This is a genomic window from Microbacterium sp. NPDC057944, assembly GCF_042887445.1.
Lineage (GTDB): Bacteria > Actinomycetota > Actinomycetes > Actinomycetales > Microbacteriaceae > Microbacterium > Microbacterium natoriense.
On record NZ_JBHVPJ010000002.1, the window covers coordinates 717661 to 731118 of the forward strand.

Consider the following 13458-nt stretch of genomic DNA (forward strand, 5'->3'; position numbering starts at 1 on the left):
GATCTCCGATCGAGGGGAAGGGTGCCCTTCCAGTATGGCCGCCGGTCTCAGCGCCCATGCACCTCGGCGAGGGCGCGGAGGAAGGACGACGACCACGCGTTCACGTCGTTCTCCAGAACACGGCGACGCAGCGCCCGCATCCGTCTCCCCTGCTCGCGCGGCGTCATCTCCACCGCCTGCATGATCGCGTCCTTCAGCCCCTCGATGTCGTGGGGGTTCACCCGCACCGCCTGGCGAAGCTCGTCGGCAGCGCCGGTGAACTCGCTCAGCACGAGCACGCCCCGGTTGTCGGCCCTCGTCGCGATGTACTCCTTCGCCACGAGGTTCATCCCGTCCCGCAGCGCGGTGACCAGCATGACGTCGGCGGCGAGGTACAGCGCGACCATCTCCTCCCTGGGGTAGCCCTGGTGGAGGTAGCGGATCGCCGTGTGGCCCATCGTGTCGGTGTCGCCGTTGATGCGGCTCACCGCGAGCTCGATCTCATCCCTGAGGTGGACGTACGCGTCCACGCGCTCGCGGCTGGGGCTCGCGACCTGGACCAGCGTCACGTCCTCGACGTGCAGCCGTCCCTCGGCGAGGAGCTCGCCGTACGCCTTGATCCGGTGTCTGATGCCCTTGGTGTAGTCGAGACGGTCGACCCCGAGGAAGATGTGCGCCGGATTGCCGAGGCTCTCCCTGATCTCGGCGGCCCGCGCCTGCACGTCAGGACGCGCGGCGAGCTCGAGGTAGGGCGTCGTGTCGATCGAGATGGGGAACGCCTTCGCGACCGCTGTGCGCGTCTCCCCCGGCGCACTGGGCACGGCCACGGCGGAGCCCTTGACCTCGTACCGCAGGCGGCGCCGCACGGCGGTGAGGAAGTACGTCGCGTCCTGCGCGCGCTGGAACCCGATCACATCGGCGCCCAGCAGCCCGCGAAGCACCTGATCCCGCCACGGCAGCTGCGCGTACAGCCCGTGAGCCGGGAACGGGATGTGATGGAAGTAGCCGATGGTCACATCGGGGCGCAGCTCACGCACGAACTGCGGGACGAGCTGCAGCTGGTAGTCGTGCACCCAGACCGTCCCGTTCTCCGACACGGCGGATGCCGCGGCCTCGGCGAAACGGCGATTCACCGTGACGTAGGCGTCCCACCACTCGCGGTGGTACTGGGGCGGGGCAATCACGTCGTGGTACAGCGGCCAGATCGTGTCGTTCGAGAACCCCTCGTAGTACTCGGCGACCTCCTGGGCGCTGAGCGTGACGGGGATCAGGTCGATGCCGCCGATCTCGAAGGGTGCGAGCTCGAGGTCGGCCTGTCCCGGCCAGCCCACCCACGCTCCGTGGGCGCTGCGCATCATCGGCTCCAGGGCGGCGACGAGGCCGCCGGGCGAGGTCCGCCACTCCTCCTCGCCGTCGGGTCCCTCGATCCGGTCGACCGGAAGGCGGTTGGCGACGACGACGAAATCTGCGACGGCCATGATGGGTCTCCTCACACGAGCGGTTCGGTGTCCCCAGGCTATCGAGGTCGACTACGCCGTGGCGGCAGCGGCGGGTCGGATCGCGCTGAGCCGCCAGTTGAGCAGGCCCGCCGCGAACGTGATGAGGGCGGCGATGATCGGCAGCACCAGCGCCGCGGACGTGCCGACGCTCTCCGCGAGCTCCCCGGCGACCGCCGCGCCGATCGACTGTCCGACCACCACGCCGGAGCCGAGCATCGTCATGACGGTGGCCGAACGGCCGAGCGGGCTGCGCGCCGCGCCGAAGCTGTACTGCGTCACGAGCGTGGGGCCGATGCCGACGCCCATGATCGCGAGGGCGACCATCATCGTCGCGGGCGAGTCGACGAACGGCAGCAGCAGGGTCCCCGCCAGCAGGATGCCGGCGAAGACCAGCCACCGCGCGCGCATCGAGAAGCGCGGGGGCAGCCAGGCGACGCCGAGCGCGAGCACGGCGGAGCCGACGCCCATGACGCCGTAGAGCAGACCGGCCTGCTCCGGCGCGTCGCGGTCGGCCATGAACGACGTGAGCGCGGTCAGCATGGTGCCGAAGAAGATGCCGACGCCGAGGATGCCCAGCACGACGATGAGGAGCTGCGGCCGGAACAGCTCGGACACGGCAGACGGCGCTCTGCCGTCGGCGTCGCGGTGCAGGGAGACCGCGCGTGCGCTCGGATGCAGGGCGAACGCGCCGACGAAGAGCACGGTGAGTCCGGCGGCGACGACGAGCGGCGCCCACGGGGCGAAGGCGGAGGCCAGGATGCCGACGAGGAAGGGGCCGAACACGAACACGGTCTCGTCGGCGGCGGACTCGTACGCCATCGTCCCGGAGATCGTGCGGGAGCGGCCGACCTCCGGCATCCGATCGGTGATCATGGTGACGAGACGCGAGCGGGACAGCGGCGCGACCTGCGGTGCCGTCGCGCCGATGCCGAAGGCGCTCAGGAGCACGAACGGGTCGGCGGCGGCCCCGTAGACGACGACGGTGAACAGCACCAGCATCGCCGCGTTCGCGACCGCGAGCAGCGTGAGCACCGCGCGCTGACCGAATCGGTCGGCCGCGGCACCCAGGAGCGGGCCGAAGCACGCGGTGCCGAGGCCGACGGCCGCGGAGGTGAGGCCGCCGAGCGACAGCGATCCGCGCGCGGAGACGACGACGGTCAGGACGCCGACCACCATCATCGCGAACGGGAGACGCGCGATGAACGCGATGAGGAAGTAGGGAAGACCGGCGATGCGGAGCAGGGTGGGCTCTGCGGAGGAATGCGTGTGTGTCATGGCTCTCGCGCGCCCAGAGGACGCGGGGTGGGGTGCCGCCGCTGTCCGTCGGAGAGCCGACGGCCGGTAGATACACGGGTGCGACTGCGGCGGACCGCAGCCCCTCCAGGATACCGCGTCATGGAGAATCCGGCAGATCCCGCGGCGCAGTAGGGTGGTCGTCACCCGCGCACCCAGGAGGTCCCATGTCCAGTCCAGAGACGCTCGTCGCGCTGCCCGGCCGCTCCGAGCGCGCCGGATCCGCGAAGACCTCCCCTGTCCGGGATCTGCTCGCCCTCACCGAACGCCCCGAGGTCATCTCCTTCGCCGGGGGGCTGCCCGCACCGGAGCTCTTCGACCTCGACGGCATCCGCGCGTCCTTCGACGAGGCCCTCGGCGCACCGGCCGTGCTGCAGTACTCGACGTCGGAGGGCAATCACGCTCTGCGCGAGATCGTCGCCGGGCAGTACACGGCCGACGGTCTCCAGACGGATGCCGGGGACCTGATCATCACGACCGGTTCCCAGCAGGGCCTCGGACTCCTCTCCACGGCTCTGCTCGACCCGGGCGACGTGATCCTCGTCGAGGAGCCCTGCTATCTCGCCGCGCTGCAGACCTTCGCCCTCGCGGGAGCACGCGTGGTCGGCGTCCCCTATCTCGGAGACGAGCTCGACCTCGACGCCCTCGACGCCCTCGCCTCGGCGCATGCCCCGAAGTTCTTCTACACGGTGCCGACGTTCCAGAACCCCACGGGGCGGACCCACGGCCTCGCCGCCAGACGGCGGATCGCGGATGCCGCGATCCGCCACGGATTCCGCATCATCGAGGACGAGCCGTACCGTCAACTGCGGTACTCCGGCGACCCGCTCCCCTCGCTCGCGACCTTCGCACCCGATCATGTGCTGAGCCTCGGCAGCTTCTCGAAGGTCATCGCACCCGGACTGCGCATCGGCTGGGTGCGCACGACCGCTGACATCCGCCCCACCGTCACGATCGCGAAGCAGGCCGCTGATCTGCACACGTCGACCATCGATCAGGCCGCCGCGGCGCGCTACCTGGCGTCGGGTCGAAGCGATGCCGCCCTCGCGCGGATCCGCGCGGCCTACGCCGATCGACGGGACGCGATGCTCGACGCCCTCGCGACAGCGCTCCCTGCGGGCAGTTCCTGGAACAGCCCCGACGGGGGCATGTTCGTGTGGGCGCGACTCCCCGAGGGCATGGACGCCACCGCGGCCCTCCCGCACGTCCTCCGCCATGACGTGGCTTTCGTCCCCGGAGCGCCGTTCTACGCCGGCCCGGCCGACGCCCGGGCGATGCGGCTGTCGTTCACGACGTATGCTCCCGATCGCATACGCGAGGGCATCGCTCGCCTCGGCATGGGGCTCGCGGGGGTAGCGTAGGGGTATGCGCTACCTGTTCAGCACGGGACTGTTCGCCGCGATCTCCGCGGGGATCTCGCTGCTCCGCGGCACTCGAGAGGCGCCGATCACCTGGCGCGCGGTGCTCGCCTGGGTGAGCTGGGGCATCACCCTGGCCCTGGCCATCGGCGCCGTGATCGACACCAGACGCGACGAGCGCGGCGACATCGTCGCCCCCGACTCGCCGCTGGCGCCGACGCAGGCGAAGCGCGCCAAGAAGGCGGAGAAGGCCGCAGCGAAGGCGCTCAAGCGCTGATCCGACGCACGGCCCCCGCCGACCGACGGGACGAGGCCGGAACGCCCCTCACCTCGTCAGGATGAGGGCTTCTCCCTGTCCCCCGCCTCCGCACAGCCCGACCGCGGCCGTGCCGTGCCCACGCCGGGCGAGTTCATGCGCGGCGTGCACGACCAGGCGTGTGCCCGAGGCGCCGATCGGGTGACCGATCGCGATGCCCCCGCCGTGGATGTTCACGATGTCGCTGTCGAGGCCCAGCTCCTGCTGCGACCGGGCGACGACCGCTCCGAAGGCCTCGTTGATCTCCACGAGATCGAGATCGGACGGCGTGATCCCCTGCTTCTCGCAGGCACGCTCGATCGCGCGCGCCGGCTGCGCCTGCAGCGAGTTGTCCGGCCCTGCGGTCTGACCGCTCGCCCCGACGGTGACCAGCACGGGCCAGCCCTTGGACTCGGCGTTGGCGCGGGTGGTCACGACGACCGCCGACGCACCGTCGGAGATCTGCGAGGAGTTGCCCGCGGTGATCGAGCCGCCTTCGGCGAAGGCGGGGCGAAGACCCGCGAGGGATTCGACGGTGGTGTCGGGGCGGATGCCCTCATCCGCCGTCACCTGCACGGCAGGGCCACGCCGCTGAGGCACCTCGACGGCGACGATCTCCGCGTCGAACACACCAGCGACCTGCGCGGCGGCGGCCCTCTGGTGAGACAGCGCGGCCACGGTGTCCTGCGCCTCTCTCGTGAGCTCGTACCGCGCGTTGTGCCGCTCGGTGGAGGCGCCCATGCTCTCCCTGTCGTAGGCATCGGTGAGTCCGTCGAACGCCATGTGATCGAGCACCTCGACGCTGCCGTAGGTCCAGCCGTCACGCGAGCCCATCAGCATGTGCGGGGCGCGGGTCATGGACTCCATCCCGGCGGCGACGACGACCTCCGAGTCACCGGTGCGGATCATCCTCGCGGCGTCGATGATCGCGGTCAGCCCCGAGAGACAGACCTTGTTCACGGAGTGCGCGGGCACATCCCAGCCGATCCCGGCCCCGATCGCCGCCTGGCGGGCGGCGTTCTGTCCTGACCCGGCAGCGAGGACCTGGCCGACGATGACCGCGTCCACCTCGGCCGGGTCGATCCGGGCCTGCTCCAGAGCGCCGCGAATCGCGAAGGATCCCAGCTGCGGAGCCGTGAACGACGCGAGCTGGCCTTTCAGGCGCCCCTGGGGCGTACGGGCGGCGGCGACGATGACGATGTCGGTCATGGGTTCACTCCTTCGTGAGGATCAAAACGGGTTCGGTGGCGGCGATGACGTCGGCGGCGGAGGCCCCCGGCGCGGTCTCGACCAGGACCAGGCCCGCATCGGTCACGTCGATCACCGCCAGGTCGGTGATGATCCGGTCGACGACGCCGCGGCCGGTGAGCGGCAGAGAGCAGTCGTTCACGATCTTCGCCGAGCCGTCCTTGGCGACGTGCTCCATCAGCACGATCACGCGGGCGGCTCCGTGCACGAGATCCATCGCGCCGCCCGGGCCCTTCACCATCTTGCCCGGGATCATCCAGTTCGCGAGATCTCCCGATGCCGACACCTGCATGGCGCCGAGGATCGCCGCGTCGATCTTGCCACCGCGGATCATCCCGAAGCTCGCGGCCGAGTCGAAGAACGCCGCGCCGGGAAGCGTGGTGACCGTCTCCTTGCCCGCGTTGATCAGGTCGGGGTCGACCTCCTCCTCGCGCGGGTACGGCCCCACGCCGAGGATCCCGTTCTCGGACTGCAGGACGACGGTGACGCCCTCGGGGACGAAGTTGGGGACCAGCGTCGGCAGACCGATGCCGAGGTTCACGTAGGAGCCGTCCTGCAGCTCGGCGGCGGCGCGCGCGGCCATCTGCTCTCTGCTGAGTGCCATGTCAGGCTCCTTCCGCGGCGACCGTGCGTCGCTCGATGCGCTTGGGGATGTCGGTGCCGACCTCGACGACGCGGTGCACGTACACCCCGGGGAGATGGATGCGATCGGGGTCCAGCTCGCCCGGCTCGACCAATCGCTCGACCTGGGCGATGCACACCCGCCCTGCCATCGCGGCGAGGGGGTTGAAGTTGCGGGCGGCCTTGTTGAAGACCAGGTTGCCGTGACGGTCGCCCTCCGCGGCGTGCACCAGCGAGAAGTCGGTTCTGATCGCCTCTTCGAGCACGAAGTCGCGGGGTGCGCCGTCGATCTCGAAGGTCCGCACGTCTTTGACCGGGGAAGCGACGGCTATCGATCCGTCCGACGCGTAGAGCCGGGGCAGCCCGCCCTCGGCGACCTGGGTGCCGACGCCCGTCTGCGTATAGAACGCGGCGATGCCCGAACCACCTGCGCGCAGCTTCTCGGCGAGCGTGCCCTGCGGGGTGAGCTCGAGTTCCAGCTCCCCGGAGAGGAACTGCCGTTCGAACTCCCGGTTCTCCCCGACGTACGAGGACGTCATCTTGCGGATGCGCCGCGCCGCCAACAGGACGCCGAGGCCCCAGTCGTCGACGCCGCAGTTGTTGCTCACCACGCTGAGTTCCTTCGTGCCCTGCGCGAGCAGCGCCTCGATGAGCGCGATCGGGTTGCCGGAGAGTCCGAAGCCGCCGACCGCGATCGAGGCCCCGTCGGGGATGTCGGCGACGGCCTCGGCGGCTGTGGACCAGTTCTTGTCGATCACGCGTGCTCCTTCGAAGACGTGTACCCCTCCAGCATCCGCCCGCCGACCACGAGGCGACAGCAGGCTCTTGCGATGTGGGCGAACTCGGCGATAGCGTCCACATTATGGAATCCTCCCGCAGCGTTCCGGGCGCGCAGGCGATCGCCCGCGCGGCCCGACTGCTCCGGCTGGTGACGGCGGGCGGGTCCGACGGCGCCACCCTGCAGGATCTCGCCCGGAGCGCGGACCTGTCGCGCTCCACGACCCACCGGCTGCTCAGCGCACTCAAAGCCGAAGGACTCGTCGATCGCGACGGCGAGAGCACGAGATGGATGCCTGGGCCCGAGCTCTTCCTCATGGGAACCGTGGCAGCCGCGCGCTACGACGTGACCGCGCTCGCCCGCGACATCGTCCGGTCCCTGGCCGTGAAGACGGAGGAGAGCGCGTTCTTCTCCGTGCGCAGGGCCGACGAGACCGTGTGCCTGCTGAGAGAGGAGGGGTCGTTCCCGATCCGCTCCTTCGTGCTCAGCGAAGGGGTCAGATTCCCGCTCGGCGTCGCGAGCGCAGGGCTGGCCATCCTGGCCTTCCTTCCTGACCACGATGTGGATGCCTATCTCGACCGGCATCCCGAGCTCGCACAGGAGTGGGGGCGGCAGCATGCTCCCGACCCGCTACGGGCACGGCTCGCCGACACGAAGGAGCGCGGCTACGCGGTGAACCCCGGTCTCATCGTGGAAGGCAGCTGGGGGCTCGGCGCCGCGGTCTTCGACCGCAGCGGACGACCGGAGTGGGCGCTGAGCCTCACGGGGGTCGAGTTCCGCTTCGGTCCTGAGCGTCTCGCAGACCTCGGCCGCACGCTGCTGGCCCACGCCCATCAGCTCTCCGCGCGCATCGCGAACGGTCGCCGCTGACACTTACATACCATCAGGTATATACTCCTTGGTATGCAACGCGCGGATGTCATCCCCTCCCTCGTCCTCTCCGGGTACGCCCTGGGCAGAATCGCCGCACAGGATGCCGGAAACGACGCCCCGGCGGCGCAGTGGCGCGTGCTCAGTCTCCTCGATCAGAACGGCTCTCGCCGGGTCGGGGAGCTCGCGGCGGCGTCACGCACCACGCAGCCGGGGATGACCCGCCTCATCGGAGGCCTGCAGCGAGAAGGACTCGTGCTCCGCTCCCCCGATCCGGAGGATTCCCGAGCGATCGTCGTCGACATCACCCCTCAGGGCTCCCGGGCGCTGAGCGCCTGGCGCGAGGAGTTCCGCGACACGCTCGCCCCCCGCTTCGCCGATCTCGTCGACGAGGACTGGGCCGCCCTGACCCGCGCCGCGGAGATCCTCGCCGCGCACACCGCCACCGAACCGACAGGAGCAGTACGTTGAACACCGCCGCACCATCCGTGTGGAAGCAGCCCGCACAGGTCTGGGCCGTCGCCTTCGCGTGTGTCGTCGCCTTCATGGGCATCGGCCTCGTCGACCCGATCCTCCCCGCCATCGCCGAATCGCTCGAGGCGACCCCGGTGCAGACCGAGCTGCTCTTCACGAGCTACCTCGCGGTCACGGGCATCGCGATGCTGGTCACGAGCTGGATCTCGAGCCGCATCGGCGCGAAGAAGACGCTCCTGATCGGCCTCGCGCTCATCGTGGTGTTCGCGCTCCTGTGCGCCCTCAGCGGCAGTGTCGATGCCGTGATCGGCTTCCGCGCCGGCTGGGGCCTCGGCAACGCCCTCTTCATCTCGACCGCGCTCGCGACGATCGTCGGCGCCGCCTCCGGAGGCAGCGGAGCGGCGATCGTGCTGTATGAGGCCGCCCTCGGACTCGGCATCGCCATCGGCCCGCTCCTGGGCGGGCTCCTCGGAGAGCAGAGCTGGCGCGCCCCGTTCTTCGGCGTCGTCGTGCTGATGGCCATCGCCTTCGTCGCCATCCTCGCGCTGCTGCGGGGTCCGAGCGAGAAGCGCGAACCCGTGCCCTTCTCCGCCCCCTTCACAGCGCTCCGCCAGCCCGCACTCGCCGTCCTCGCCGTCGCGGCCCTCTTCTACAACATCGGCTTCTTCGTGCTCCTGGCGTTCTCGCCGTTCCCCCTCGGGTTCGGCGCCATGGGGATCGGTTTCACATTCTTCGGGTGGGGCGTCGCACTCGCGGTCACGAGCGTCTGGGTCGCTCCGCTTCTGATGCGCCGCATGAAGCGCACGCACATCATCCTCGTGGTGCTGCCGCTGCTGGCTCTGGATCTGATCGCGGCCGGTCTGCTGGTGGCCTCCGCCACCGCCCTGGTCGTGTGCATCATCGTGGGCGGACTGCTGCTCGGCGTCATGAACACCGTGCTCACCGAGGCCGTGATGGAGGCGACCGACCTGCCGCGCTCCGTGGCGTCCTCGGCGTACTCGGCGGTGCGGTTCCTCGGTGGAGCCATGGCTCCGCCGATCGCCGCGGCACTGTGGCACGCGTTCAACGCGACGGTCCCGTACCTCTTCGCCGCCGTGTCCGTGCTCGTCGCGGCGCTCACGATCCTCCTCGGTCGAAAGGCTCTCGCGCACATCGACGACGAGTCTGAAGGCGGTGCCGCCGAGGACGCGGAGGCGATCCTCCTCGGGGACGCCGCGTAGCACGTCGCCGCCCGAAACACGAGCCTGCCGCGTTCGATACGGTGGGGCGATGACCGCCCTCGACCTCCCTGAACGCAGCAGGCTCGTGCTCCGTCACCTCGAGGATGCCGGTGTCGACACCGTCATCCGTGTACTCCCCGACTCCGCACGCACGGCCGCAGAAGCCGCGGCGGCGATCGGATGCGACGTCGCCGCGATCGCGAACAGCCTCGTCTTTCTCGCCGACGGTGCGCCGATCCTCGTCATGACGAGTGGTGGTCATCGCGTCGACCCGACAGCCCTCGCTCGGAACGTCGGAGCGCAGGAGGTCGTGATGGCTCCCGCCGCTGTCGTCCGGGAGTCCACCGGGCAGGCTATCGGCGGCGTCGCTCCTGTCGGACACCCCGCGCCCCTGCGCACCTACATCGACGTCGACCTGGAGGATCACGGCGAGATCTGGGCGGCCGCCGGCCACCCGCACACCGTGATGCCCCTCACCTTCGACACGCTGAAGGCTCTCACCGGTGGAAAGGTGATCTCCGTCGTCTGAGCGGAACTACGCTGCGGTCGGAACCACCACCGTCATCCCCGTGACGAGGTGCACGACGGCCCGTTCCCCGCTCGATCTCGGCGATGGGGAACGGGCCGCGCACCTCAACGACGTCGACGGCGCAGAGTCGCACCCGTCGTCATCGCAAGACCGAGCAGCAGGGCCGCAGCGCCTGCCAGGAGAAGCGGCGTCGGCACGTCCGAACCCGTCGATGCGAGCGAGCCGGTCAGCGGCAGCTCCTTCGGCGGCGCGGGCTTCTCCGGCGTCGCCGGGGTGGGCGGAGTCACCGGCGGCGTTGTGGTCGCCGTGTTGGTCAGGGTGATCGACGCCGCAGCGCCCTCCCCGATGGTGAGCTGCGCCTTCCCTCCGTCGAGTACGCGCACTCCGGTGCCGCCGAACACGGGCGTGCTCCACACGACACCGTCCACGACAGGAGGAGCCGCCTCCTCGAGCGTCACGACCGTACCGAGGGGAAGCGCGATGCTCTGCACCGGGGTGCCCGGAACGAGCGTGATCGTCTTCGTCACGACGGGGTCGCCGTACGAATACGTCACGGTGTACGCCGCATCTGCGGGCACCTTTCCGGCGCCGTCTCCGGCCACTGCCTTGACGAGCGTGAAGGTGCCGGTCTCCTTGCCCGTTCCGGCGCCGCCACCCGCGGTCGTCCACACCTGGTTGTCGTGCACGGTGATGCCGTTGACCGTGGCGGTGTTCGCGTAGGTCGCGCCCTCCACCGGGTTGGTCGGCTCCGTCGTGTACTTGACCATGTAGTACTTGGTCGCATCGATGGGACCCGGGATCTCGAGATGGAACGCCGTACCCGTGGCGTTCCACTCCCCCGTCCATCCCGGCACGGTGAAGGGCTTGGTGTTCGTCTCGTCCGTGCCCCACACCGTGAGCACGCCGTCGACGTTGTGGTGCTCCGCGGTACCAGCACCAGCCGGGGTGAGCTCGTCGTCGACGGTGATCTTGCCGGCGTCAGCGAAGGCCGAACCGGGAATCGCGACCACCCACGCGATCTTCCCGTCATCGGTCAGCGACGACCACTTCGCCGGAGTCCCCGGCAGCGGCTTGCCCGGGATGATGCCGCCTCCGGGAATGTCGACGGGTGTGATCTTGCCGTCGACCACGAAGTCGACCGTGGTGTCGGTCGTGGCCTTGTCGGCCTTCGCGACGAACCAGAGCGTTCCTTCGATGCCGGTGCGCCCGGTGACGTAGTCGGTCAGCGTGCAGGTCACGACAGGCGCCGCGTCGGATGACACGGTGCAGTTCGCGACGGTCTGACTCGGATCATCCTTCGACGGGATGGAGAACGTGCCGTTGAAGCCGGCGAACTCCTCCGGAAGCGTGAACCCGAACGTCTGTCCTGCGGCGGCGCCGTCTGGCACGGACCAGGCCGCGTCGATCCTGATCTGCTCGCCGACGTTGACCCCGCCGGTGCCGTCGACCGTGGTCACCGTGATCGACGCAGGGTCGATCGCCGCCGGGTAGTCGTACTCCGCGGCAGACGCGGGCGCGATTGCAAGCCCGATCGTCGCCCCGAGAGCGATGAGAGCGCCGATCGCGGCGCGCACGCCGAAGCGCTTTCTGTTGCTGAGCATGGTGTTGTCCTCCAGTCACCGTTGCTCCCTCGCGTCCCCACGCGAAGGTCCCCATATGTAAGTAGACCGCAGAAGGTGCGATCCGTTACGCGGAATACCAGCATCTGGTGCAGATCAGGCATTTCTGCCGGTGAAGCCCGCCCGACGGCCCTTCACGAACGCGCGCTGAAACCGCCGCGGAGGGTCCTGGACGGACCGCGGCTAGCGCCCTTCGGAGACGAGCACCGCAGCACGTCGCGTGGAGACCCCGAACTTCCGGTAGATCGCGCGGATGTGGGACTTCACCGTGGGGTAGGCGACTCCGAGGCGCGCGGCGATCTCCTCGGCGGTCATCGTGGTGCGCAGGAATGCCAGCACCTCTCGCTCGCGGTCCGTGAGGATCCCGGCGAGCGCGGCCGCGTGCGCTCCACGCCTCTCGAACACGGCGAGCAGGAAGGACTGCTCGCTCGATCCCCAATGGGCATGGGCGCTGAGAAGGTCGGCGATCACCGGGTCGTCCGCCAGGAATGGCGCGAAGACGTTCTCGGACGCGGCGGTCTCCAGTGCTCGCTCGAGCTGCTCGTGGGCATGGGAGCCGCGCCCGGCGACGGAGTGGAGTGCGGCGGAGGTCACCAGCGTGCTCACCCTCGCGTACCGGGGCATCCCCGCGGCAGCGGCGAGTCGGAAGGCCTGACTCGACATCACCGGCTCACCCATCACCCGATACAGCTCGGCGAGAAGAGCGTGGGCGACGGCGGCGCCGGTCCGCGTGAGCACGGGCGCCGAGAGAGCGCGGGCGCGTTCGTCCTGCCCCTCTGCGTGCGCGAGCCAGGCCGAGACCACGCGACGGAGGGTGTCCCAGGGGATGCCGTGTTTGTCGGCCTTGCTGATCCCCCTGAGGAGGCCCGTCGCCGTGTGATAGCGGTCCTCGCGCTTCGTCGCCACGAGGCTCATCACGTAGTACAGGCGCGCCAGCGCCTCGAAGTTGTTGCCGGGGCTCTCCTCGACGATGACCGACTCGAAGAGCACGATCGCCCGTTCGAAGTCGCCGCGCCAGTAGGCGATGCATCCGCGATTCGTCTCGGGGAGACCCCCTTCGAAGCGATCCCAGTCGGACGGGTGCTCCGACGGCGGGACCGCATCGAGCACCCTCTCGGCATCCGAGAACAGCCCGGCCTGAGTGAGTGCGAACGCCAGGTTGGACTGGGCGAGCCGACGGGTCTCCGGCCGGTTCCGCAGACGAGCCTCGTCGGCGGCGGAGCGCAGGAGCGCGATGGCCCTGGCGAAGTCCCTGCGGAGCCTGACCTCGGTCCACCCGAGCAGGAACAGCGCCGACGGATAGTCGTCGCCCGCACCGCATTCGGCGAGCGCGACGTGGGCACGATCGGCGACGGCGGCCTTGGCTGCGGCGTCCGGAGCGAGCAGGAGGTCGGTGAAGCACGCGACGAAGTCGTCCTGAGCGACGCGCAGGCCCTGACCGCGCAGGTACTCCGCCCCGTACGAGTCGCCGGCGAGGTCGCGGCAGCAGGCTCTGATGAGGAGGATGTGCGGGTCGTGCGGGTCCTGGTGATCCACGCAGAGCTGCTCGAGCTCTGCGGAATGGGACTCGATGATCAACCGCAGCCAGTTCTTGCGCAGGATGCTCCGAGCCGCCTCGGGGTCCGCGAGCGCCAGTTCCTCGCGAATCGCCTCGATCATGCCTCCACGATAGCGG

At 69.8% G+C, this 13458-nt stretch carries 13 protein-coding genes; 6 read left to right on the forward strand and 7 right to left on the reverse strand.

Annotated elements, in window-relative coordinates:
- Positions 1-47: 47 nt before the first annotated feature.
- The gene (locus ACFVRO_RS12880; RefSeq protein WP_386952880.1) at positions 48-1457 is read right to left on the reverse strand and encodes a trehalose-6-phosphate synthase; all 1410 of its coding nucleotides are present in this window, start codon (positions 1455-1457) and stop codon (positions 48-50) included.
- Between the two features lie 51 nt (positions 1458-1508).
- Entirely contained in the window at positions 1509-2753 is a 1245-nt protein-coding gene (locus ACFVRO_RS12885) for an MFS transporter (RefSeq protein ID WP_386952883.1), read from the reverse strand.
- Between the two features lie 185 nt (positions 2754-2938).
- Between ACFVRO_RS12885 and ACFVRO_RS12890 the strand changes: the two genes are divergently transcribed.
- Together ACFVRO_RS12890 and ACFVRO_RS12895 are read left to right on the forward strand one after the other, a co-directional pair.
- Positions 2939-4132 carry a PLP-dependent aminotransferase family protein gene (locus tag ACFVRO_RS12890; protein ID WP_386952886.1) on the forward strand — a complete coding sequence of 398 codons (1194 nt, stop codon included), beginning with the start codon at positions 2939-2941 and terminating at the stop codon, positions 4130-4132.
- A 4-nt stretch (positions 4133-4136) separates the two neighbouring features.
- Positions 4137-4406: a hypothetical protein gene (locus tag ACFVRO_RS12895; protein WP_341942317.1), complete on the forward strand. Its 270-nt coding sequence runs from the start codon at positions 4137-4139 to the stop codon at positions 4404-4406.
- A 48-nt stretch (positions 4407-4454) separates the two neighbouring features.
- On the opposite strand, the gene ACFVRO_RS12900 is transcribed toward ACFVRO_RS12895, so the two are convergent.
- The 3 genes from ACFVRO_RS12900 to ACFVRO_RS12910 are packed head-to-tail and all read right to left on the reverse strand — an operon-like array spanning position 4455 to position 7051.
- Complete coding sequence (locus ACFVRO_RS12900; RefSeq protein ID WP_386952887.1) at positions 4455-5633, reverse strand: acetyl-CoA C-acetyltransferase; 1179 nt, start codon at positions 5631-5633, stop codon at positions 4455-4457.
- Positions 5634-5637: 4 nt separating this feature from the next.
- Positions 5638-6276, reverse strand: a complete 639-nt coding sequence (locus ACFVRO_RS12905) for a 3-oxoacid CoA-transferase subunit B (RefSeq protein WP_386952890.1) — start codon at positions 6274-6276, stop codon at positions 5638-5640.
- Between the two features lies 1 nt (position 6277).
- Positions 6278-7051 carry a CoA transferase subunit A gene (locus ACFVRO_RS12910; protein WP_386952893.1) on the reverse strand — a complete coding sequence of 258 codons (774 nt, stop codon included), beginning with the start codon at positions 7049-7051 and terminating at the stop codon, positions 6278-6280.
- Between the two features lie 104 nt (positions 7052-7155).
- Between ACFVRO_RS12910 and ACFVRO_RS12915 the strand changes: the two genes are divergently transcribed.
- From ACFVRO_RS12915 to ACFVRO_RS12930, 4 genes are read left to right on the forward strand one after another with little or no spacing between them, the layout of a single operon-like run.
- A complete protein-coding gene (locus ACFVRO_RS12915; RefSeq protein ID WP_105673266.1) occupies positions 7156-7941 on the forward strand; it encodes an IclR family transcriptional regulator in 786 nt (261 codons plus the stop codon).
- Between the two features lie 33 nt (positions 7942-7974).
- Positions 7975-8412 (forward strand): MarR family winged helix-turn-helix transcriptional regulator, encoded by a 438-nt coding sequence (locus ACFVRO_RS12920; protein ID WP_386952895.1) that lies wholly within the window; start codon positions 7975-7977, stop codon positions 8410-8412.
- Positions 8409-9635: an MFS transporter gene (locus ACFVRO_RS12925; protein WP_386952898.1), complete on the forward strand. Its 1227-nt coding sequence runs from the start codon at positions 8409-8411 to the stop codon at positions 9633-9635. The genes ACFVRO_RS12920 and ACFVRO_RS12925 overlap by 4 nt, the downstream gene beginning before the upstream one ends.
- 49 nt (positions 9636-9684) lie before the next feature.
- Positions 9685-10164, forward strand: a complete 480-nt coding sequence (locus ACFVRO_RS12930; RefSeq protein ID WP_386952900.1) for a YbaK/EbsC family protein — start codon at positions 9685-9687, stop codon at positions 10162-10164.
- A 104-nt stretch (positions 10165-10268) separates the two neighbouring features.
- On the opposite strand, the gene ACFVRO_RS12935 is transcribed toward ACFVRO_RS12930, so the two are convergent.
- The gene (locus ACFVRO_RS12935; RefSeq protein WP_386952903.1) at positions 10269-11765 is read right to left on the reverse strand and encodes an Ig-like domain-containing protein; all 1497 of its coding nucleotides are present in this window, start codon (positions 11763-11765) and stop codon (positions 10269-10271) included.
- Positions 11766-11966: 201 nt separating this feature from the next.
- Positions 11967-13442 carry a LuxR C-terminal-related transcriptional regulator gene (locus tag ACFVRO_RS12940; protein ID WP_386952906.1) on the reverse strand — a complete coding sequence of 492 codons (1476 nt, stop codon included), beginning with the start codon at positions 13440-13442 and terminating at the stop codon, positions 11967-11969.
- Between the last annotated feature and the right edge of the window lie 16 nt (positions 13443-13458).

Coding starts and splice junctions, on each gene's coding strand:
- ACFVRO_RS12880 (WP_386952880.1), bottom strand. CDS start 1,457: ATGGCCGTCGCAGATTTCGTCGTCGTCGCCAACCGCCTTCCGGTCGAC.
- ACFVRO_RS12885 (WP_386952883.1), bottom strand. CDS start 2,753: ATGACACACACGCATTCCTCCGCAGAGCCCACCCTGCTCCGCATCGCC.
- ACFVRO_RS12890 (WP_386952886.1), top strand. CDS start 2,939: ATGTCCAGTCCAGAGACGCTCGTCGCGCTGCCCGGCCGCTCCGAGCGC.
- ACFVRO_RS12895 (WP_341942317.1), top strand. CDS start 4,137: ATGCGCTACCTGTTCAGCACGGGACTGTTCGCCGCGATCTCCGCGGGG.
- ACFVRO_RS12900 (WP_386952887.1), bottom strand. CDS start 5,633: ATGACCGACATCGTCATCGTCGCCGCCGCCCGTACGCCCCAGGGGCGC.
- ACFVRO_RS12905 (WP_386952890.1), bottom strand. CDS start 6,276: ATGGCACTCAGCAGAGAGCAGATGGCCGCGCGCGCCGCCGCCGAGCTG.
- ACFVRO_RS12915 (WP_105673266.1), top strand. CDS start 7,156: ATGGAATCCTCCCGCAGCGTTCCGGGCGCGCAGGCGATCGCCCGCGCG.
- ACFVRO_RS12920 (WP_386952895.1), top strand. CDS start 7,975: ATGCAACGCGCGGATGTCATCCCCTCCCTCGTCCTCTCCGGGTACGCC.
- ACFVRO_RS12930 (WP_386952900.1), top strand. CDS start 9,685: ATGACCGCCCTCGACCTCCCTGAACGCAGCAGGCTCGTGCTCCGTCAC.
- ACFVRO_RS12935 (WP_386952903.1), bottom strand. CDS start 11,765: ATGCTCAGCAACAGAAAGCGCTTCGGCGTGCGCGCCGCGATCGGCGCT.
- ACFVRO_RS12940 (WP_386952906.1), bottom strand. CDS start 13,442: ATGATCGAGGCGATTCGCGAGGAACTGGCGCTCGCGGACCCCGAGGCG.